We start from the raw sequence: 19,520 nt of genomic DNA on the forward strand, positions 1-19,520 counted from the left end.
ATCTGCATATATGCATGAACTTCATTCGGCTGAAAGCATAATCGCCTTGACCCGGGAATGAAAATGCTATTTGCATATGAATGAAACCTGATCGGCGCGGTTCCGTATCCTGCGGGGCCGTCGCCACAGGCTCATGGGAGGAGAACATGACGAGACTGCTTCTGGCCGCTTCGACGGCTTTGGCCGGACTGATGCTGAGCAATGCTGCGTTTTCGGCCGATCTGCCTGGCAAATTTCCGGGCGTGACGATCGACGTGAAGCTGATCGGCGGCCAGCAATATGAGAAGCTCTACGAGCGCATTCCCGAATGGGAGAAGGCGACCGGCGCCAAGGTCAACATCCTGACCAAGAAGAACGGCTTCGACATCGACAAGGAATTGAAGTCCGACATCGCCTCGGGCAGCACCAACTGGTGCGTCGGCTGGAACCATTCGTCCTTCGCGCCGCAATATACCGGTCTCTACACCGATCTCAGCAAGCTCCTGCCGAAGGAAGAGATCGACGCTTTCGTGCCCTCGACGATCAAGGCCGCGACCATCGATGGCAAGCTTGAGATGCTGCCGCGCGCGCAGTTCGACGTCTCGGCGCTCTACTACCAGAAGAGCCTCTACGAGAACGCCGACAACAAGACTAAGTTCAAGGCCAAATACGGCTACGACCTTGCGCCGCCGGACACCTGGAAAGAGGTCACCGACCAGGCCGAGTTCTTCGCCAACCCGCCCAATTTCTACGGCACCCAGTTCGCCGGCAAGGAAGAGGCGATCAACGGCCGCTTCTACGAGATGGTGGTCGCCGAGGGCGGCGAATATCTCGACAAGGACGGCAAGCCCGTCTTCAACTCCGAGGCTGGCATCCGCGCGCTCGACTGGTTCGTCAACCTCTACAAGGCCAAGGCCGTGCCGGCCGGCACCACCAACTACCTCTGGGACGATCTTGGCCAGGGCTTTGCCTCCGGCACCGTGGCGATCAACCTCGACTGGCCGGGCTGGGCCGGTTTCTTCAACGATCCGAAGTCCTCGAAGGTCGCCGGCAATGTCGGCGTCAAGGTCGCGCCGAAGGGATCCTCCGGCAAGCGCACCGGCTGGTCGGGCTTCCACGGCTTCTCGGTGACCGAGAACTGCGCCAACAAGGAAGCCGCCGCTTCGCTGGTGTGGTGGCTGACCAATGAGGACAGCCAGAAGCTCGAAGCCGCCGCCGGCCCGCTGCCGACCCGCACCGCGGTCTGGGACTGGGACCTGAAGCAGGCCGAGAACGATCCGTACAAGAAGGAGGTTCTCGCTGCCTTCCAGGAGGAAGCCAAGCACGCCTTCGCCGTGCCGCAGACGCCTGAATGGATCGAGATATCCAACGCCGTCTACCCCGAGCTGCAGGCGGCGATCCTTGGCGACAAGACGACCAAGCAGGCCCTGGACGAGGCGGCCGCCAAGGCGACGCAGATCCTTCAGGACGCCGGCAAGTTGTAAGCATTGCTGCCAACATCACCTCCCCCATCGCGAATGGGGGAGGTGATGTATGTCGCCGGTTCGGACTTTCCGTTTCCGGTCGGGGCCTCGCCGGTGGGCGGCCCGAAGTTGAATGAAAAAACCTCACAGGATCCTGATGAAGGGCTTCAAGCCATCCGCGCCGTTCCTGCTGCTGCTTCCGGCCATCATCGTGCTGGCGGCGGTCGTGGTGCTGCCGTTGATCCTGTCGCTCTATTCCAGTTTCACCCCGTTCCGGCTGACCCGGCCCGAGACGTTCTTCGTCTTCGTCGGCTTCAGGAACTATCTCTCGATCCTGTCCAATGCCGATTTCTGGTGGGCCTTCGGCCGTACCGTTTTGTTGCTCACCATCGCGCTCAACCTCGAAATGCTGCTCGGCCTCGGCCTGGCGATGCTGGTCGAGAAGGCGACACGCGGCCAGCGCATCCTGCGCACGCTGATGATGTTTCCGATGATGTTCTCGCCGATCCTGGTCGGCTTCCAGTTCAAGTTCATGTTCAACGACAATATCGGCTTGGTGAACAATGCGCTGCAGTCGCTAGGGCTCACGCAGGATGCCATCCCGTGGCTGATCGAGGGCCATCTCGCCTTCATCGCCATCTCGATCGCCGAGATCTGGTCGTCGACCTCGATCTTCGCCATCCTGATCCTGGCCGGGCTGCTCGCCATGCCCAAGGAGCCGATAGAGGCGGCGCGTGTCGATGGCTGCACGCCCTGGCAGACCTTCCGCTACGTGGTCTGGCCCTTCGTCATGCCTTTCGCCTACATCGCCATGACCATCCGCTCGCTCGATGTCGCGCGTGCCTATGACATCGTCAAGATCATGACCGATGGCGGCCCCGCCGGCCGCACGGAGCTTTTGTGGACGCTGGTCGGGCGCACCGCCTACAGCGACGCCCGCATGGGTCTCGCCAATGCCATGGCCTATTTCTCGATCCTGTTGTCGATCGCCTTCACCGTCTATTTCTACAACAAGCTCGCCGCGGCGCGCGCGCAGATCGGCGCGGAGTGGTGACAATGGACGAGAACGCCTCCGCCCGCCTCACCCGCCGCGCGCTGACCGTCGCGCATCGCGTCGGCCTGTTTCTTGCCATGCTCCTCATCTGCCTGCCGGGCATCTGGATCGTGCTGTCCTCGCTGCGGCCAACGGTCGAGATCATGGCCAAGCCGCCGGTCTGGATCCCGCAGGAACTGTCCTTCGACGCCTACATCGCCATGTTCAGCGGTATCGGCAAAGGCGGCATTCCGGTGCTCGACTATTTCCGCAATTCGCTGATCATCTCGGTCACGTCGACGGTGATCGCGGTGGCCATCGGCATGGCCGGCGGCTACGCCTTCGCCCGTTACCGCTTCCGCGGCAAATCGGGCATGTTCCTCGGCCTGATGCTGACGCGCACCGTGCCCGGCATCGCGCTCTCGCTGCCTTTGTTCTTCCTCTATGTGCGGCTGGGCATCATCGACACCCATATCGGCATGATCCTGGCCTATGTCGCGCTCAACGTGCCCTTCACCATCTGGTTGATCGATGGCTTCTTCCGCCAGGTGCCGAAGGACTTGGCCGAAGCCGCGCAGATCGACGGCTGCACCCGCTGGCAGGCCTTCTGGCAGGTCGAATTCCCGCTGGCGCGGCCCGGCATCGCATCGGCCGCGATCTTCGCCTTCCTCACCTGCTGGAACGAGTTCGCGCTGGCCTCGCAGCTTACCCGCTCCGTCAATTCCAAGACGCTGCCCGTCGGGCTGCTCGACTACACGGCCGAGTTCACCATCGACTGGCGCGGCATGTGCGCGCTGGCCGTGGTGATGATCATCCCGGCGCTGACCCTCACCTACATCGTCCAGAAACACCTCGTCGGCGGTCTCACCTCCGGCGCGGTGAAAGGTTGACTTCATGGCAACGGTTTCGCTGAAAAAGCTCTCCAAGCGCTACGGCAATATGGAGATCGTGCACGGCATCGATCTCGAGATCGCCGACCGCGAGTTTATCGCGCTGGTCGGTCCGTCCGGCTGCGGCAAGTCGACGACGCTGCGCATGATCGCTGGGCTGGAGGATATCACTGGCGGCAACATCGATATCGGCGGCCGCATGGTCAACGACCTGCCGCCGCGCTCGCGCAACATCTCCATGGTGTTCCAGTCCTACGCGCTCTACCCGCATATGACGGTGCGCGAGAATCTCGGCTTCTCGCTGAAGATCGCGGGCGTCGCCAAGGGCGATATGGACCGGCGTGTCGCTGAGGCCTCAGCCATCCTCGGCCTCGACGAACTGCTGGAGCGCCGTCCCTCGCAGCTCTCCGGCGGCCAGCGCCAGCGCGTCGCCATGGGCCGCGCCATCGTGCGCGATCCGGATGTCTTCCTGTTCGACGAGCCGCTGTCCAACCTCGACGCCAAGCTGCGCACGCAGATGCGCACCGAGATCAAGAAGCTGCATGCCAAGGTGAAGTCGACGGTCATCTACGTCACCCACGACCAGGTCGAGGCGATGACGCTCGCCGACCGCATCGTCATCATGCGCTCAGGCCATATCGAGCAGGTCGGCACGCCGGACGAGGTGTTCAGCCGCCCGGCGACACACTTCGTCGCGGGCTTCATCGGCTCGCCGCCGATGAACCTGCATGAGGCGACGTTGAGCGACGGCAGGCTGGTCTTCAGCGGCGGCGACAGCCTGCCGCTGCCCGGACAGTTCAAGTCGAAGACGGCTGCCGGCGACAAGGTCGTGTTCGGCATCCGTCCCGATGATTTCTATCCCACCGGGCACGGCCTGAGCTCCGGCGGCGAGACGGAAGTCCACCGCGTCGAGCTGCCGGTCAGCATCACCGAGCCGCTCGGCAACGAAACGCTGGTCTTCGCCGAGTTCAACGGCACCGACTGGGTGTCGCGCATGCTCAATCCGAAGCCGCTGAAAGCCGGCGACCGGATCGGCATGAGCTTCGACCTGAGCCGCGCGCATCTGTTCTCCGCCGAAACCGGCAAATCGCTGAGGAACTGACATGGCAAAAATCGAGAAAATCGAACTGCGCATGGTCGACCTCGTGCCGAAGGTCAAGCGCACGGACGCGATCCAGAGCTTCGTCAGCCAGGAAACCCCGATCGTCACCATCACCGATTCCGACGGCGCGTCGGGCACCGGCTACAGCTATACGATCGGCACCGGCGGCTCGTCGGTGATGCGGCTTCTGGCCGACCATCTCGCGCCGCGCCTGATCGGCCGCGACGCCGACCAGATCGAGGCGATCTGGCATGACCTCGAATTCGCCACCCACGCCACCACTATCGGCGCCATCACCGCGATCGCGCTGGCCGCGATCGACACGGCGCTGTGGGATCTGCGGGCGAGAAAGCAGAACCTGCCGCTCTGGAAGCTCGCCGGCGGCGCCAAGGACCGCTGCCCGCTCTACACCACCGAGGGCGGCTGGCTGCATATCGAGACGCAGGCGCTGGTCGATGACGCGCTTGCCGCGAAGGCCAAAGGGTTCACCGGTTCCAAGGTCAAGATCGGCAAGCCGCACGGCTCCGAGGACGTCGCGCGGCTGTCGGCGGTGCGCAAGGCGGTCGGCGACGGCTACGAGATCATGACCGACTGCAACCAGGGCTTTTCCGTCGACGAGGCGATCCGCCGCGCCGAGCGGCTGCGCGAGCTCGACCTCGCCTGGATCGAGGAGCCATTGCCGGCCGACGACATCGACGGCCATGTGCGGCTGTCGAATTCGACCGCGACGCCGATCGCCGTTGGCGAGTCGCTCTATTCGATCAGGCATTTCCGCGAGTATATGCAAAAGGGCTGCTGCAACATCATCCAGGTCGATGTCGGCCGCATCGGCGGCATCACGCCCTGGCTGAAAGTCGCGCATGCGGCTGAAGCCTTCGACATGCCGGTCTGCCCGCATTTCCTTATGGAACTGCATGTCAGCCTCACCTGCGCCATCCAGAACGGCAAATATGTCGAGTATATTCCGCAGCTCGACGAGCTTACTGGTAAGAAGATGCGCATCGAGGATGGCCATGCGCTGGCGCCCAGCGAGCCCGGCATCGGCATCGACTGGGACTGGGATGCGGTCAAGGCAAGAAGCATCGCCGAATTCACGACGGCGATCGCGAAATAGGGAGGCGGATATGCAGCGCATGGGAATGGTGCTCGGGCTGAAACCCGAGAAGGTCGAGGAATATGTCCGGCTTCATGCGGATGTATGGCCGGACGTTCTCGCCATGATCTCGGCCTGCAACATCAAGAACTATTCGATCTACCTGAAGCGGCCGGAGAACCTGCTCTTTTCCTATTTCGAATATCACGGCACCGACTACGCAGCCGACATGGCCAAGATGGCGGCCGACCCGAAGACCCAGGAATGGTGGGCGGTCTGCATGCCCTGCCAAGAGCCGCTGCCGACCCGCAAGGAAGGCGAATGGTGGGCGACGATGGACGAGGTCTTCCATCATGACTGATGCCTTCGATCCGGCATCGCTGGCGCAGTCCTGGCCAAAACCTTCGAAGCCGCGCCCGATCGTCACCTTCGGCGCCGGCTCGATCGTCGGCGATGCGCATTTTCCCGCCTACCGCAAGGGCGGTTTTCCAGTTGCCGGTCTTTACGATCCGGATCAGGCCAAGGCGCAAAAACTCGCCGAGACATGGGGCGTGACGGCGTTCCGTTCGGTTGAGGAAGCGGCCGCGGTGAAGGACGCGATCTTCGACCTTGCGACGCCGCCCGGCCGTCACGCCGAGGTGCTGAAGGCTCTGCCGGATGGCGCGGTCGCGCTGATCCAGAAGCCTATGGGCAATTATCTCGGCGAGGCGACGGAAATCCTCGAAATCTGCCGCGCCAAGCAACTGAAGGCCGCCGTGAACTTCCAGCTCCGCTTCGCGCCGATGATGCTGGCGCTGAAGGATGCTATTGCCAAGGGCTGGCTGGGCGAGGTCGTCGATTTCGACGCGCTGCTGGCGCTCGACACGCCCTGGCAGCTGTGGGAGTTCCTGCTCAAGGCGCCGCGCGTCGAGATCGCCATGCATTCGATCCACTATCTCGACCTGATCCGCCAGCTTCTCGGCAATCCGCTGGGCGTGCACGCCAAGACGCTCGGCCATCCCAATCACAAGGTCGCGCAGACCCGCACCAGCGCCATCCTCGACTATGGCGACACGGTGCGTTGCGGGCTTTCGATCAACCACGACCACAAATTCGGGCGCCGCTACCAGGCCTGCGAGTTCCGCATCTGCGGCACCGAGGGCGCTGCCTATGTCAAGCTCGGGCTCAACCTCGACTATCCGCGCGGCGAGCCGGACATCCTGGAAATCCATCCCAAGGGCGGGTCGGACTGGGTCAGCGTGCCCCTCGCTGGCGAATGGTTCCCCGATGCCTTTGTCGGTCGCATGGCCAATGTCCAGCGTTTCGCGTCCGGCGAAGATGCGGAACTCGTCAGTTCCGTCGAGGACGCCTGGCACACCATGGCGCTGGTCGAGGCCGCCTATAAATCGAGCGCCGCGCCGGCAACGCCGCTGGCCGCAAAGCCGTAGGCAGGATATGGAACAGACCACCTATTTCGAGGACTACGAGATCGGTTCGTCGCGCCTCACCAGCGGCCGCACCATCACCGAGACGGACTTCGTCGTCCATGCAGGCCACACCGGCGATTTCTTCCCGCATCATATGGACGCCGAGTTCATGAAGACCACGCCCTTCGGCCAGCGCATCGCGCATGGCACGCTGGTCTTCTCGGTCGGCGTCGGCTTGACGGCGAGCGTCATCAATCCCGCCGCCTTCTCCTATGGCTACGACCGGCTGCGCTTCATCAAGCCGGTCTTCATCGGCGACACGATCCGCACGCGCACCACGATCGCGACCAGGGAAGACGACCCGAAACGGCCAAATGCCGGCCGCGTCATCGAGCGCGTCGAAGTTTTGAACCAGCGCGACGAGGTCGTGCTGGCCGCGGATCACATTTACATCGTCGAGCGACGGCCCGGCTGAAAGACGGAGACAGAAGAATGGCTGACATCACAGGCAAGGTCGTGGTCGTCACGGCGGCCGCGCAAGGCATAGGGCGGGCAAGCGCGCTGGCTTTCGCCAAGGCTGGCGCCGTCGTCCACGCCACCGATATCAACGAGGCGGCGTTGGCCGATCTCGCGAAGACACCCGACATCAAGACGCGAAAACTCGATGTGCTGAACGACGAGGCGGTGAAGGCCGCCTTCGCCGAGATCGGCCGCGTCGACGCGCTGTTCAACTGCGCAGGCTTCGTCCATGCCGGCTCGATCCTGGAGATGAAGGACGAGGATCTCGACTTCGCCATCAATCTCAATGTGCGCGCCATGATCCGCACCATCCGCGCCGTGCTGCCCGGCATGCTGGAGCGCGGCGACGGCTCGATCATCAACATGGCGTCGGTGGCGGGCGCCCCGAAGGGCGTGCCGAACCGTTTTGCTTATGGCGTGACCAAGGCGGCGGTTATCGGCCTGACCAAGTCGATTGCCGCCGACTATGTCGCCAAAGGCATACGCTGCAACGCCATTTGCCCGGGCACCGTCGAGAGCCCCTCGCTTCAGGGCCGCATGCAGGCGCAAGGCGACTATGAGGCCGCCCGCGCGGCCTTCATCGCCCGCCAGCCGATGGGCAGGATCGGCACGCCGGAAGAGATCGCCGATCTCGCCGTCTATCTGGCCGGCGCCACCTACACGACCGGGCAGGCCTATAATATCGACGGCGGCTGGTCGATCTGAGGCGGTTTCGGCCGTCAGCATGAGATAAAGGGCGGTCAGCTAAGAGGCAGGCAATGACGAAAATCACGGACCTCAGAACCTTCGACCTGCGTTTCCCGACGTCGCAAAGCCTCGACGGCTCGGACGCGATGAATCCGGACCCGGATTATTCGGCCGCCTATGTCATCCTCGACACCGACATTCCCTCGCTGAAAGGCCACGGTCTCACCTTCACCATCGGCCGCGGCAACGAGATCTGCTGCGCGGCGATCGAAGCGCTGCGCCACCTCGTCGTCGGGCTCGATCTCGATTGGGTGAAGGAGGACCCCGGCCGCTTCTGGCATCACGTCACCGGCGACAGCCAGCTGCGCTGGATCGGCCCGGACAAGGGCGCCATGCATCTTGCGGTCGGCGCCGTGGTCAACGCGGTCTGGGATCTCTGGGCCAAGGACGCCGGCAAACCGGTCTGGCGCCTGGTCGCCGAGATGAGCCCGGAAGAGATCGTGCGCATCGTCGACTTCCGCTACCTCACCGACGCCATCACGCCGGCCGAGGCGCTGGCGATCCTGAAGAAGGCGAAGGCCGGCAAGGCCGAGCGCATCGCCACGCTCGAGCGCGAAGGCTATGCCTGCTACACCACCTCGGCCGGCTGGCTTGGCTATCCCGACGACAAATTGCGGCGCCTTTGCCAGGAAGCGGTCGACGACGGCTTCAACCACATCAAGCTGAAGGTTGGCCGCGACCGCGAAGACGATATCCGCCGCCTTAGGATTGCGCGCGAGGTCATCGGCCCGGACCGCTATTTGATGATCGACGCCAACCAGGTCTGGGAAGTCGACCAGGCGATCGACTGGCTGAAGGACCTTGCCTTCGCCAAGCCCTTCTTCATCGAGGAGCCGACCAGCCCCGACGACGTCGCCGGCCACGCCAAGATCCGCAAGGCGGTCGCGCCGATCAAGGTCGCCACCGGCGAGATGTGCCAGAACCGCATCATGTTCAAGCAGTTCATCGCCGGCGGCGCGATCGACGTCGTGCAGATCGATTCCTGTCGCATGGGCGGGCTGAACGAAGTGCTCGCGGTGCTTCTGATCGCGGCCAAGTTCGGCCTGCCGGTCTGGCCGCATGCCGGCGGCGTGGGCCTGTGCGAATATGTCCAGCATCTGTCGATGATCGACTATGTCGCCGTATCCGGCAGCAAGGACGGCCGCGTCATCGAATATGTCGACCACCTGCACGAGCATTTCATCGAACCCTGCGTAATAAGCGACGCTGCCTATATGCCGCCGGCAGCACCCGGCTTTTCGATCGAGATGAAGCCGCAATCGATCGAGGACTACCTGCACCGCGCCTGACATCGGTGCCCGCGACCGCAATGGCGCCGCTGGGCCGACCGGCCGCGAATCGGCTATGCCTGTCGGATGCAGGAAACGTCCCTCTACGAGCCGGTGAAGCGATTCCTCGAGAACATGGATTTCGCCGTCAAGGGCGAGATCGGCGGCTGCGATGTGGTCGGTGTGCGCGCCGGCGAACCGCCGGTGGTCGTCATCTGCGAGCTGAAGCTGCAATTCAACCTCGAGCTCGTCCTGCAGGCCGTCGACCGCGCGGCGGCCTGTGACGAGGTCTGGCTGGCCGCCTATATGTCGGCGCGCGGCAAGGGTCGGGAGCACGACCGCCGCTTCCGCGCGCTCTGCCGCCGTCTCGGCTTCGGCCTGTTGGGCGTCGGCAAGAAAGGCGAGGTGGAGCTGCTGCTCAGTCCCGCCGCCCTGCCGCCGCGCCGCGATCCCAGGCGGCGCTCGCGCCTGGTCGAGGAGCATCACCGCCGCAAGGGCGATCCGTCCGTCGGCGGCAGCACGCGCAAGAAGCCGATCATGACCGCCTACCGCCAGGAGGCGCTTGCCTGCGCCGCGGCCATGGCCGACGGCCCGAAGCGGCCGCGCGACCTCAAGATCCTGTCGCCGCGCGCGGCGAGCATCCTGCAACATAATTACTACGGCTGGTTCGCTCGGGCCGAGCGCGGCATCTACGCGCTGACCGAAGCCGGCCTCGCAGCGATCGCACCCGCGGCGGTGGCCCTATAAACTATCGCGTGGCGAAAAATTCGCCGGCTTACCACTTGGCGCCTGTTACCATTCGGCAAATGAGCCGTCCTGGTGGCGCCAGACCGGGTTGCGCCAGCGATGCCCTTCCCTGGCGCGCTCCTTCACATAATCCTCGTCGATCTCGACGCCCAGGCCGGGTCCGTCGGGAATTGCGACATAGCCATCCTCATAGCGGAACACATCCTTGTTGGCGGCGTAATCGAGCAGGTCGTTGGCGGCATTGTAGTGGATGCCCAGGCTCTGTTCCTGGATGAAGCAATTGTAGCTCACGGCATCGAGTTGCAGGCACGCGGCCAGCGCGATCGGACCGAGCGGACAGTGCGGCGCCACCGCCACGTCATAGGCTTCCGCCATCGCCGCGATCTTGCGGCATTCGGTGATACCGCCGGCATGCGACAGGTCGGGCTGGATGATGTCGACGACAGCTTCCTCGAACACCGGCTTGAAGTCCCAGCGGCTGTAGAGCCGCTCGCCGAGCGCGATCGGCGTCGAGCCGAGCGCGGCGATCTCCTTCAGCGCCTCTCGGTTTTCGGAGAGCACCGGCTCCTCGATGAACATCAGCCGGTAGGGTTCCAACTCCTTGACCAGGATGCGCGCCATCGGCCGGTGCACGCGGCCATGGAAATCCACCGCGATGCCGATATTCGGGCCCACCGCCTCCCGCACCATGGCGACCCGCTCGACCGCGGCATCGATCCTGTCATGGCTGTCGACGATCTGCAGTTCCTCGGTGCCGTTCATCTTGAGCGCCAGGAAGCCGCGCGAAACCATATCCCTGGCGCCGGCCGCGACTTCCGCCGGCCGGTCGCCGCCGATCCAGGAATAGACCTTGATCGTCTCGCGCAGCTTGCCGCCAAGCAGTTCATGCACGGGAACGCCGAGCGCCTTGCCCTTGATGTCCCACAGCGCCTGGTCGATGCCGGCGATCGCGCTCATCAGGATCGGCCCGCCGCGATAGAAGCCGCCGCGATGCATGACCGTCCAATGATCCTCGATCAGACGCGGATCCTTGCCGATCAGATAATCGGCCAGTTCCTTGACCGCCGCTTCGACCGTCAGCGCTCTGCCTTCGACGACCGGCTCGCCCCAGCCGCTGATGCCGGCATCGGTCTCGATCTTGAGGAAGAGCCAGCGCGGCGGAACGATGTAGGTGGTCAAAGCGGTGATTTTCATGCGGTCGGCCGGTCTCAGTTGTTCTTGAGTTTCTTGGCGCTGACGAGGTCGCGCGCCGCCAGGTCGAGGATTCTGTTTGCCGCGCCGCGCGCCGCTTCGGTGTCGCGCATGCGCAGCGCCTCCACCACTTCACGGTGCGCCGCCACTGCTTCCATGCGCCGGTCGAGCGAAATGGTCGCCGTCGCCTCCAGCGAGAATTTCAGTCCGGTGTCGATCAGATTGCCGATCTGCCGGAAGATCGGGTTGTGGCTGGCGGCATAGAGGATCTGGTGGAAGGCGATGTCGCTGCGCGAGAAGGTGACGAGGTCCTCGCCGGCGCCGGCCATACCGCGCCATGCCGCTTCCAGGTCGGCGATCTCCTGCAGCGTGGCGCGCGCGGCGGCGAGCTCGGCGACGAGCGGCTCGATGGCGCGACGGGTTTCGAGGATCGCGTCGAACAGCTTGTCGTCCAGGGCGTGCGGCGCATGCCAGGCGAGCACTTGCGGATCGATGATGTTCCAGTTGTCCTGGTCGCAGACCACCGTGCCGATGCGCGGCCTGGACAGCACCAGGCCCTTGGCCGCCAGCACTTTCAGCGCCTCGCGGATCACGGTGCGGCTGACGCCATATTCGACGCCAAGGTCGTTCTCGGTCGGCAGTGACGACCCGGCCGGATAGCGGCCGGAGAAGATGTCGGAGGCGAGCGCCTTCGTCACATCCGGCATGACGCGCGGGCGACGCACCGTCTCGCGCTCGTCCGTCGCCTCGTCAGCCTTCTTCGGTGTCTCGTTCACCTCAGCCCCTCCTCCAAGGCAGCGAACCCTGGTTTGCGCGCGCCCGGCCCGGCCTTAGCGGATACCGGTGATTTGCGCCAGCGTTACTGCTCACACTATTTAGATCATTTATCATACCAGATCAATTGACGTGTATGATGAAATTGATTAGAGACGAGAGACCCGGGCTCGGCGCCCGGCCGTTCGCTGGGAGGTAAACATGCGACTTTTGAAAACCGCGCTCGTCGCGGGCGCTCTCGCCGTCTTGTCGGTCACGACAATCGCGTCTGCCTATGCGCAGGACACCAAGATCGGCTTCATCGTCAAACAGCCCGAGGAGCCCTGGTTCCAGGACGAATGGAAATTCGCGGACCAGGCTGCCAAGGAAAAGGGTTTCACCCTCGTCAAGATCGGCGCCGAGGACGGCGAGAAGCTGATGTCGGCGATCGACAATCTCGGCGCCCAAGGAGCGCAAGGCTTTGTCGTCTGCACGCCGGATGTGAAGCTCGGCCCCGGCATCGTCGCCAAGGCGGCCGCCAACAATCTGAAGCTGATGACGGTGGATGACCGTCTCGTCGGCGCCGACGGCAAGCCGCTGGAAGACGTGCCGCATATGGGCATCTCCGCCACCAAGATCGGCGAGGCGGTCGGTCAGGCCATCCTCGACGAGATGAAGGCACGCGGCTGGAAGATGGACGAGGTCGGCGCGATCCGCGTTTCCTACGACCAGCTGCCGACCGCCGTCGACCGCGTCGAGGGCGCAATCTCGGTGCTGAAGGCCGCCGGCTTCAAGGCGGAAAACATCTTCGACGCACCGCAGGCCAAGACCGACACGGAAGCCGCGCTCAATGCCGCGACCGTGGTGCTCAATGCCCATGCCGATATCAAGAAGTGGATTGCCTTCGGCCTCAATGACGAGGCGGTGCTGGGCGCCGTGCGCGCTTCCGAGAGCGTCGGCATTCCGGCCGACGGCATGATCGGGGTCGGCATCGGCGGCGCGGAATCGGCGATCAACGAGTTCAAGAAGCCGGCCGCGACCGGCTTCGTCGGCACGGTGATCATCTCGCCCAAGCGTCACGGCTACGAGACGGCGCTCAACATGTATGACTGGATCGCCAACAACAAGGAACCGGCGAAGCTGACGCTGACCGCCGGCGCGCTGGCTAAGCGCGACGACTATCAGAAGGTGCGCAAGGACCTCGGCATCGAATAGTCCTCCCTGTACAAACAGGCGGCGGCGTTGACGCCGCCGCCTGTTTGGCATGCTCAAGAAGGATCGAGGCTGGTGTCCTTTCTCGAATTCACCAACATCACCAAGACTTATCCAGGCGTCAAAGCCTTGTCGGATGTGTCGTTCGGCGTCGAGAAGGGCGCCGTGCACGGGCTGATGGGCGAGAACGGCGCCGGCAAATCCACCCTCATCAAGATCCTGTCCGGCGACCAGCATGCCGATGCCGGCGAAATAAGCATCGACGGCAAGGTCCAGGCCTATGCCTCGACCAGGAACGCCTTCGACAACGGCGTCATCGTCATCCATCAGGAATTGCAGCTGGTCCCCGAGCTGACCGTCGCCGAAAACCTGAGCCTCGGCCGCTTTCCGGCAAGCGCCGGCGTCATCGCTCGCCGCCGCATGCTCGACGATGTCGGCGCCAAGCTGAAAGCGGCCGGCATCGACATCGACATGCGTCGCAAGGTCAAGACGCTGTCGATCGGCGAACGCCAGATGGTCGAGATCGCCAAGGCGGTGATGCTCGACGCCCGCGTCATCGCGCTCGACGAGCCGACCTCGTCGCTGTCCTCGCGCGAAAGCGAGATCCTGTTTAAGCTGATCGACCGGCTGCGCGGCGAAGGCAAGGTCATCATCTATGTCTCGCATCGCCTCGACGAGGTGTTCCGGCTCTGTGACAGCCTGACGGTGCTGCGCGATGGCAAGCTCGCCGCGCATCACGCATCGCTCAAAGGTGTGACGCGCGATCAGGTCGTCGCCGAAATGGTCGGCCGTGAGATTTCCGACATCTGGGGTTTTCGCCCGCGCAAGACCGGCGAGGTCCGGTTGAAGGTCGATGGTTTGAGCGGCGCCAGGCTGCGGACGCCGGCGAGCTTCGAAGCCCGCGCCGGCGAGATCGTCGGCTTCTTCGGCCTGATCGGCGCCGGACGCTCGGAGCTGATGCGGCTTGTCTTCGGCGCCGATCCGCGTTCGGGCGGCACGATCACGGTCGACGGTAAGGCGATTGCCGCCGCCAGCCCGCATGACGCGATCCGCGCCGGCATCGTGCTCTGCTCGGAGGACCGCAAGCATGACGGCGTCATCCAGGGCCGCTCGATCGAGGAGAACATCAACATCTCTTCCAGGCGCCATCACACGCGCTTCGGCGTGCTCAGAAGAGCCAGCGAGATCGCGACGGCCGAAACCTTCATCAAGAAGCTCAAGGTACGCACGCCTTCGCGCAAGCAGGACATCGTCAACCTCTCCGGCGGCAACCAGCAGAAGGTCATCCTCGGCCGCTGGCTGTCCGAGCAGGGCATACGCGTGCTGATCGTCGACGAGCCGACGCGCGGCATCGACGTCGGCGCCAAATCGGAAATCTACGAGCTGCTCTACCAGCTCGCCGAGGACGGCATGGCCATCGTCGTCGTCTCCTCCGAGCTGCCGGAAGTGATGGGCATCTGCGACCGCATCCTGGTGATGTGCGGCGGGCGCATCAGCGCCGAGCTCGCGCGCGATCAGTTCGCCGAAAAGGCGATCCTGGCAGCAGCGCTTCCCGACAAGAAAACCCCCGACGCGATCGCATCCTGAGGATTTGCAATGACCGATCAGTTGAAGAAGGTCCTGCTCGGCGAACAAGGCCTCGTCGTCATCTTCATCGTCGCTTTCGCGCTGGTGTCGCTGCTCGTGCCGAACTTCCTCACCGACCGCAACATGCTCGGCCTGCTGCAGTCCGTGGTCACCGTCGGCATTGTCGCCTGCACGATGATGTTCTGCCTCGCGGCGCGAGACTTCGACCTGTCGGTCGGCTCCATCGTCGCCTTTGCCGGCATGGTCGCGGTGATGGCCTCGAACGCCACCGGCTCGATCCTGCTTGGCCTTCTCGCGGCAATCGCCTGCGGCGCTGTCGTCGGCTGGGTCAACGGCGTCGTCATCGCCAAATTCCGCATCAACGCCCTGATCACCACCTTGGCCACAATGCAGATCGTGCGCGGTTTCGCGTTGATCTCGTCGGACGGCCGCGCCGTCGGCATCAATAGCCCGGATTTCTACCAGCTTGCCCTGTCGAAGCTGCTCGGCATCCCGACGCCGATCTGGGTGCTGGCGGTGCTCTTCGCCATTTTCGGCTTTGTGTTGAACAGCACCGTTTTCGGCAAGAACACGCTGGCCATCGGCGGCAATCCGGAGGCCTCGCGTCTTGCCGGCGTCAATGTCGACAGGACGCGCATCTGGATCTTCACGCTGCAGGGCGTGGTCTGCGGCATCGCCGGGATCCTGCTTGCCTCGCGCATCACCTCCGGCCAGCCGAATGCAGCGGTAGGATTGGAGCTGTCGGTGATCTCGGCATGCGTGCTCGGCGGCGTCTCGCTCGCCGGCGGCAGGGCTACGATGTCGGGCGTCATCGTCGGCGTGCTGATCATGGGTATCGCCGAGAATGCGATGAACCTGCTCAATATCCCGGCCTTCTACCAATACATCGTGCGCGGCGTGATCCTGCTTCTGGCGGTCCTGCTCGACAATCTGCGCTCCTCGGCATTGGGGCGGCGCTGAACCGGCATGCCGATGTCGGACCGATGGGGCTGAACAGGCTCGTTCCCGGCTGGACCTTGACGGGCGGGGATCGCCATGGCCGTCTTCGACTGGAGTGACGACGATGACTGAGCGCCTTTCAGGCAAACGCATTTTTCTCACCGGCGCCGCCCAGGGCATCGGCCTCGCCATCGCCGAAGCCTGCCTGGCCGAGGGAGCGGGCGTGTTCATGATCGATCGCGATGGCGGGCTGTTGCGGAATGCCGCGTCCGGCCTGTCGGCGCCTCCCGGCCGTCTCGGGCATTGCGAGGCCGACATAACCGATGCCGCTGCGATCGCGGCGGCCGTCGGCCGCGCGAGCGAGGAAATCGGGCCGGTCAACGCGCTGATCAACAATGCGGGGATGAATGTCTTCTCGACGCCGCTCGACGCGAGCGAAGAGGAGTGGAACCGCAATTTCGACGTCAACGTCAAAGGCGCGTGGAATTGCAGCAAGGCGGTGTTGCCGGGCATGCTGGCAAGCGGCGGCGGTGCGATCCTCAATATCGCCTCGACGCACAGCTTCACCATCATCCCGCACACCTTCCCCTATCCCGTCGCCAAGCACGCGCTGCTCGGCCTGACCAGATCGCTGGCGCTCGAATATGCCGGGCAAGGTGTGCGCGTGAACGCGCTGGCGCCGGGTTATGTCGAAACGCAGAAGGCCGTCGATTACTGGAACAGTTTCCCGGATCCGGTCGCGGCGCGGGCCAGGACGATGGCGCTGCACCCCGGCGGCCGCATCGCCACGGCACGCGAGATCGCGCTCGCCGCGCTGTTCATGATTTCCGACGAGTGCCCGTTCATGAACGCGGCCTGCCTCGTCGTCGACGGCGGGCTGAGCCAGCTTCAGCATCCAGCCTGAGCATCGCCGAGGACCGAACATGACCAAGAGACGATCGCAGCACTGGTTCGGCGGGTCCGGCAAGGACGCCTTCATCCATCGCAGCTGGATGAAGAACAACGGCCTGCCCGACGATGCGTTCGACGGCCGGCCGGTGATCGGCATCTGCAACACCTTTTCCGAATTCACGCCTTGCCATGTGCATTTTCGCGGCCTGGTCGAGCACATCAAGGCTGGTGTTCTGGAAGCCGGCGGCCTGCCGCTGGAGTTTCCGGTATTCTCCTGCGGCGAATCCAATCTGCGGCCGACGGCGATGCTGTTCCGCAACCTCGCCTCGATGGATGTCGAGGAGGCGATCCGCGGCAATCCGATGGATGGCGTCGTGCTGATGGCGGGTTGCGACAAGACCACGCCGTCGCTGGTGATGGGCGCAGCCTCCTGCGACCTGCCCGCCATCGTCATCTCCGGCGGGCCGATGCTCAACGGCCGGTTCCAGGGCCGTGAGATCGGTTCCGGCACCGACGTGTGGAAATTCTCCGAGGATGTGCGGGCCGGCGTGATGAGCGCGCAGGACTTCGCCAGCGCCGAGAGCGCCATGTCGCGCTCGCCCGGCCATTGCATGACCATGGGCACGGCCTCGACCATGGCTTCGATGGTCGAGGCGCTTGGCCTGGCGCTGCCCGGCAACGCGGCCTATCCGGCGGTCGACGCGCGCCGCAGCCGCATCGCCCGCATGACGGGGCGGCGCATCGTCGAGATGGTCAACGAGGATCTGCGGCCGTCGGCGATCCTCAACAAGCAGGCCTTAGCCAATGCCATACGCGTCAATGGCGCGATTGGCGGCTCGACCAACGCCGTCGTGCATCTGCTTGCCATCGCCGGCCGGGTCGGCACCGAACTCAACCTCGACGATTGGGACAGATATGGCCGCGACGTCCCGACCATCCTCGACCTGATGCCGTCGGGCCGCTTCCTGATGGAGGATTTCTGCTATGCCGGCGGCATACCGGCGGTGATGAAGGAGATCGCCGACCTGCTCGATCTCGATACGCTGACGGTCACCGGCAAAAGCGTGCGCGACAACATAGCCGATGCCCGGAATTACAATCCGGAGGTGATCCGCCCGCGCGACAAGGCGCTCACGCCGCATGGCGGCATCGCGGTGCTGCGCGGCAATCTGGCGCCGGCGGGCGCCATCATCAAACCGTCGGCCGCCTCGCCGGCCTTGATGAGGCATCGCGGCCGCGCCGTCGTTTTCGAGGATATCGACGACTACAAGGCGCGCATCGACGACCCGGAGCTCGATATCGACGAGACCTCGGTCATGGTGCTGAAGAATTGCGGTCCGAAGGGTTATCCCGGCATGGCCGAGGTCGGCAACATGGCCTTGCCGCAGAAGCTCTTGCAAAAGGGCGTCCGCGACATGGTCCGCATTTCCGACGCCCGCATGTCCGGCACCGCTTTCGGCACGGTGGTGCTGCATGCGGCTCCCGAAGCCGCTGTCGGCGGTCCGCTGGCCTTGGTCAGAAGCGGCGACGTCATCGAGCTCGACGTCGAGGCACGCAGGCTGCATCTCGATGTCTCCGAACAGGAACTGGCGGGGCGGCGGCAATCCTGGCGGCCGCCTGAACCGGCGATGCGCGGCGGCTATCAGGGCCTCTATGCCGATCATGTCCTGCAGGCCGACCGTGGCGCCGACCTCGATTTCCTCGTCGGCAGCCGCGGTCACGCCATTCCGCGCGAAAGCCATTGAAGGTGAGCCGGATGGCCAAATTCGCGCCGGATCAAATCCATGGCATCCACGCCATTCTCTACGCGCTGTTCGACGGCCACGAAAAGCTCGACCGCGCGGCCATGCGCAGGCAGGTCGAGATCTGCCTGGCCTGCGGCGTGCATGGCATGGCGGCGCTCGGCCTTGCCTCCGAAGTCGCCAAATTGACCGAGGTTGAGCGCCGCACGGTGATGGACTGGACGGCGCAGGATTGCGCCGGCAAGGTGCCGCTCGCCTTCACCATCTCCGGTTCCTCCGTCGCCGAGCAGGTGGCGCAGCTTCGTCATGCCGAAAGCGTCGGAGCGGATTGGGTGATCCTGCAGCCGCCGCCGGCCGGAACCTATGGCGCGCCCGAATATATCCGCTTCTTCGGCCGTGTCGCCGAGGCGACGGACCTGCCGGTGGCAATCCAGAATGCGCCAGCCTTTTTCGGTCGCGGCCTGACGTCGGAGGAGATACGCGACCTCGTCTCGCTTCACCCCAACATCCGGCTGGTCAAGGGCGAAGGCCCTGTCGTCGACATTGCAGGCCTGATCGAGCACACGGAAGGCTGCGTGCCGGTTTTCAATGGGCGAGGCGGGCTGGAACTGATCGACAATCTCCGCATCGGCTGCCGCGGCATGATCCTGGCGCCCGACTGCGTCGATCTCGCCGTTCGCGCCTATGAGGCGTTCCATGCAGGCCGGGAGGATGAAGCCGAGGCAGCCTATGCGGAGATGTTGCCGGCGGCCGTCTTCGTCATGCAGGGCATCGAGAACCTGGTCTGCTACGGCAAGCGCCTGTTCGGCGCCCGCGCCGGCATCGCGATAGACGACCGCGCGCCGGCGATGCGGCCGGGCGCGGCAGGCCTTGCGATGGTGGAGCGCTTCGCGTCCCGTCTGGGCGACTACCCACGCTGAATCAGTGCCCCGGCACACGGGTCCAAACGATCGCATGC

General features: G+C 64.4%; 19 protein-coding genes. 17 read left to right on the top strand and 2 right to left on the bottom strand.

All coding sequences use genetic code 11. The annotated features are described in order from the left end of the window. Positions 1-146: 146 nt before the first annotated feature. From LB572_RS09930 to LB572_RS09980, 11 genes are all read left to right on the top strand, one after another. Positions 147-1,463 carry an ABC transporter substrate-binding protein gene (locus LB572_RS09930; RefSeq protein ID WP_412033549.1) on the top strand — a complete coding sequence of 439 codons (1,317 nt, stop codon included), beginning with the start codon at positions 147-149 and terminating at the stop codon, positions 1,461-1,463. A 136-nt stretch (positions 1,464-1,599) separates the two neighbouring features. Next, positions 1,600-2,496 carry a carbohydrate ABC transporter permease gene (locus LB572_RS09935; protein ID WP_140802384.1) on the top strand — a complete coding sequence of 299 codons (897 nt, stop codon included), beginning with the start codon at positions 1,600-1,602 and terminating at the stop codon, positions 2,494-2,496. Between the two features lie 2 nt (positions 2,497-2,498). Next, positions 2,499-3,365: a carbohydrate ABC transporter permease gene (locus LB572_RS09940; RefSeq protein WP_224667604.1), complete on the top strand. Its 867-nt coding sequence runs from the start codon at positions 2,499-2,501 to the stop codon at positions 3,363-3,365. 4 nt (positions 3,366-3,369) lie between these two features. After that, positions 3,370-4,467 carry an ABC transporter ATP-binding protein gene (locus LB572_RS09945; protein WP_224667605.1) on the top strand — a complete coding sequence of 366 codons (1,098 nt, stop codon included), beginning with the start codon at positions 3,370-3,372 and terminating at the stop codon, positions 4,465-4,467. A 1-nt stretch (position 4,468) separates the two neighbouring features. Then, entirely contained in the window at positions 4,469-5,581 is a 1,113-nt protein-coding gene (locus tag LB572_RS09950; protein WP_224667606.1) for a mandelate racemase/muconate lactonizing enzyme family protein, read from the top strand. A 10-nt stretch (positions 5,582-5,591) separates the two neighbouring features. Further along, positions 5,592-5,921: an L-rhamnose mutarotase gene (locus LB572_RS09955; RefSeq protein ID WP_224667607.1), complete on the top strand. Its 330-nt coding sequence runs from the start codon at positions 5,592-5,594 to the stop codon at positions 5,919-5,921. Beyond that, positions 5,914-6,987, top strand: a complete 1,074-nt coding sequence (locus LB572_RS09960; RefSeq protein WP_224667608.1) for a Gfo/Idh/MocA family protein — start codon at positions 5,914-5,916, stop codon at positions 6,985-6,987. The genes LB572_RS09955 and LB572_RS09960 overlap by 8 nt, the downstream gene beginning before the upstream one ends. A gap of 7 nt (positions 6,988-6,994) precedes the next feature. Then, complete coding sequence (locus LB572_RS09965; RefSeq protein ID WP_224667609.1) at positions 6,995-7,441, top strand: MaoC/PaaZ C-terminal domain-containing protein; 447 nt, start codon at positions 6,995-6,997, stop codon at positions 7,439-7,441. A 17-nt stretch (positions 7,442-7,458) separates the two neighbouring features. Further along, entirely contained in the window at positions 7,459-8,190 is a 732-nt protein-coding gene (locus LB572_RS09970; protein ID WP_224667610.1) for an SDR family oxidoreductase, read from the top strand. 53 nt (positions 8,191-8,243) lie between these two features. After that, positions 8,244-9,521, top strand: a complete 1,278-nt coding sequence (locus LB572_RS09975; RefSeq protein ID WP_224667611.1) for an L-fuconate dehydratase — start codon at positions 8,244-8,246, stop codon at positions 9,519-9,521. A 66-nt stretch (positions 9,522-9,587) separates the two neighbouring features. Next, positions 9,588-10,247 (top strand): DUF2161 family putative PD-(D/E)XK-type phosphodiesterase, encoded by a 660-nt coding sequence (locus LB572_RS09980; RefSeq protein ID WP_140802357.1) that lies wholly within the window; start codon positions 9,588-9,590, stop codon positions 10,245-10,247. A gap of 45 nt (positions 10,248-10,292) precedes the next feature. Here LB572_RS09980 and dgoD read toward each other — a convergent pair whose 3' ends face one another. Then, complete coding sequence (gene dgoD, locus LB572_RS09985; protein ID WP_224667612.1) at positions 10,293-11,441, bottom strand: galactonate dehydratase; 1,149 nt, start codon at positions 11,439-11,441, stop codon at positions 10,293-10,295. A 14-nt stretch (positions 11,442-11,455) separates the two neighbouring features. Further along, a complete protein-coding gene (locus tag LB572_RS09990) occupies positions 11,456-12,145 on the bottom strand; it encodes a FadR/GntR family transcriptional regulator (RefSeq protein ID WP_224667732.1) in 690 nt (229 codons plus the stop codon). A gap of 268 nt (positions 12,146-12,413) precedes the next feature. On the opposite strand from LB572_RS09990, the gene LB572_RS09995 reads away from it, so the two are divergent. The 6 genes from LB572_RS09995 to LB572_RS10020 all read left to right on the top strand — a co-directional run bounded on the left by LB572_RS09995 (position 12,414) and on the right by LB572_RS10020 (position 19,482). Further along, a complete protein-coding gene (locus LB572_RS09995) occupies positions 12,414-13,406 on the top strand; it encodes an arabinose ABC transporter substrate-binding protein (protein ID WP_224667613.1) in 993 nt (330 codons plus the stop codon). 69 nt (positions 13,407-13,475) lie between these two features. Further along, positions 13,476-14,990, top strand: coding sequence for an L-arabinose ABC transporter ATP-binding protein AraG (gene araG / locus LB572_RS10000; RefSeq protein WP_181179210.1), 1,515 nt, complete (start codon positions 13,476-13,478; stop codon positions 14,988-14,990). 9 nt (positions 14,991-14,999) lie between these two features. Continuing rightward, positions 15,000-15,950, top strand: a complete 951-nt coding sequence (gene araH / locus LB572_RS10005) for an L-arabinose ABC transporter permease AraH (RefSeq protein ID WP_140802361.1) — start codon at positions 15,000-15,002, stop codon at positions 15,948-15,950. A gap of 103 nt (positions 15,951-16,053) precedes the next feature. Then, complete coding sequence (locus LB572_RS10010) at positions 16,054-16,833, top strand: SDR family oxidoreductase (protein WP_140802362.1); 780 nt, start codon at positions 16,054-16,056, stop codon at positions 16,831-16,833. A 19-nt stretch (positions 16,834-16,852) separates the two neighbouring features. Continuing rightward, the gene (gene araD, locus LB572_RS10015) at positions 16,853-18,565 is read left to right on the top strand and encodes an L-arabinonate dehydratase (RefSeq protein ID WP_224667614.1); all 1,713 of its coding nucleotides are present in this window, start codon (positions 16,853-16,855) and stop codon (positions 18,563-18,565) included. An 11-nt stretch (positions 18,566-18,576) separates the two neighbouring features. Continuing rightward, positions 18,577-19,482, top strand: a complete 906-nt coding sequence (locus LB572_RS10020; RefSeq protein ID WP_224667615.1) for a dihydrodipicolinate synthase family protein — start codon at positions 18,577-18,579, stop codon at positions 19,480-19,482. Positions 19,483-19,520 lie beyond the last annotated feature (38 nt).

Origin of the sequence: Mesorhizobium sp. BH1-1-5, from assembly GCF_020165615.1 — a bacterium.
GTDB lineage: Bacteria > Pseudomonadota > Alphaproteobacteria > Rhizobiales > Rhizobiaceae > Mesorhizobium.

What these genes read in the sequence shown, in the direction of transcription:
- LB572_RS09930 (WP_412033549.1), top strand. Translation starts at nt 147, where the DNA reads ATGACGAGACTGCTTCTGGCCGCTTCGACGGCTTTGGCCGGACTGATG.
- LB572_RS09935 (WP_140802384.1), top strand. Translation starts at nt 1,600, where the DNA reads ATGAAGGGCTTCAAGCCATCCGCGCCGTTCCTGCTGCTGCTTCCGGCC.
- LB572_RS09940 (WP_224667604.1), top strand. Translation starts at nt 2,499, where the DNA reads ATGGACGAGAACGCCTCCGCCCGCCTCACCCGCCGCGCGCTGACCGTC.
- LB572_RS09945 (WP_224667605.1), top strand. Translation starts at nt 3,370, where the DNA reads ATGGCAACGGTTTCGCTGAAAAAGCTCTCCAAGCGCTACGGCAATATG.
- LB572_RS09950 (WP_224667606.1), top strand. Translation starts at nt 4,469, where the DNA reads ATGGCAAAAATCGAGAAAATCGAACTGCGCATGGTCGACCTCGTGCCG.
- LB572_RS09955 (WP_224667607.1), top strand. Translation starts at nt 5,592, where the DNA reads ATGCAGCGCATGGGAATGGTGCTCGGGCTGAAACCCGAGAAGGTCGAG.
- LB572_RS09960 (WP_224667608.1), top strand. Translation starts at nt 5,914, where the DNA reads ATGACTGATGCCTTCGATCCGGCATCGCTGGCGCAGTCCTGGCCAAAA.
- LB572_RS09965 (WP_224667609.1), top strand. Translation starts at nt 6,995, where the DNA reads ATGGAACAGACCACCTATTTCGAGGACTACGAGATCGGTTCGTCGCGC.
- LB572_RS09970 (WP_224667610.1), top strand. Translation starts at nt 7,459, where the DNA reads ATGGCTGACATCACAGGCAAGGTCGTGGTCGTCACGGCGGCCGCGCAA.
- LB572_RS09975 (WP_224667611.1), top strand. Translation starts at nt 8,244, where the DNA reads ATGACGAAAATCACGGACCTCAGAACCTTCGACCTGCGTTTCCCGACG.
- LB572_RS09980 (WP_140802357.1), top strand. Translation starts at nt 9,588, where the DNA reads ATGCAGGAAACGTCCCTCTACGAGCCGGTGAAGCGATTCCTCGAGAAC.
- dgoD (WP_224667612.1), bottom strand. Translation starts at nt 11,441, where the DNA reads ATGAAAATCACCGCTTTGACCACCTACATCGTTCCGCCGCGCTGGCTC.
- LB572_RS09990 (WP_224667732.1), bottom strand. Translation starts at nt 12,145, where the DNA reads ATGCCGGATGTGACGAAGGCGCTCGCCTCCGACATCTTCTCCGGCCGC.
- LB572_RS09995 (WP_224667613.1), top strand. Translation starts at nt 12,414, where the DNA reads ATGCGACTTTTGAAAACCGCGCTCGTCGCGGGCGCTCTCGCCGTCTTG.
- araH (WP_140802361.1), top strand. Translation starts at nt 15,000, where the DNA reads ATGACCGATCAGTTGAAGAAGGTCCTGCTCGGCGAACAAGGCCTCGTC.
- LB572_RS10010 (WP_140802362.1), top strand. Translation starts at nt 16,054, where the DNA reads ATGACTGAGCGCCTTTCAGGCAAACGCATTTTTCTCACCGGCGCCGCC.
- araD (WP_224667614.1), top strand. Translation starts at nt 16,853, where the DNA reads ATGACCAAGAGACGATCGCAGCACTGGTTCGGCGGGTCCGGCAAGGAC.
- LB572_RS10020 (WP_224667615.1), top strand. Translation starts at nt 18,577, where the DNA reads ATGGCCAAATTCGCGCCGGATCAAATCCATGGCATCCACGCCATTCTC.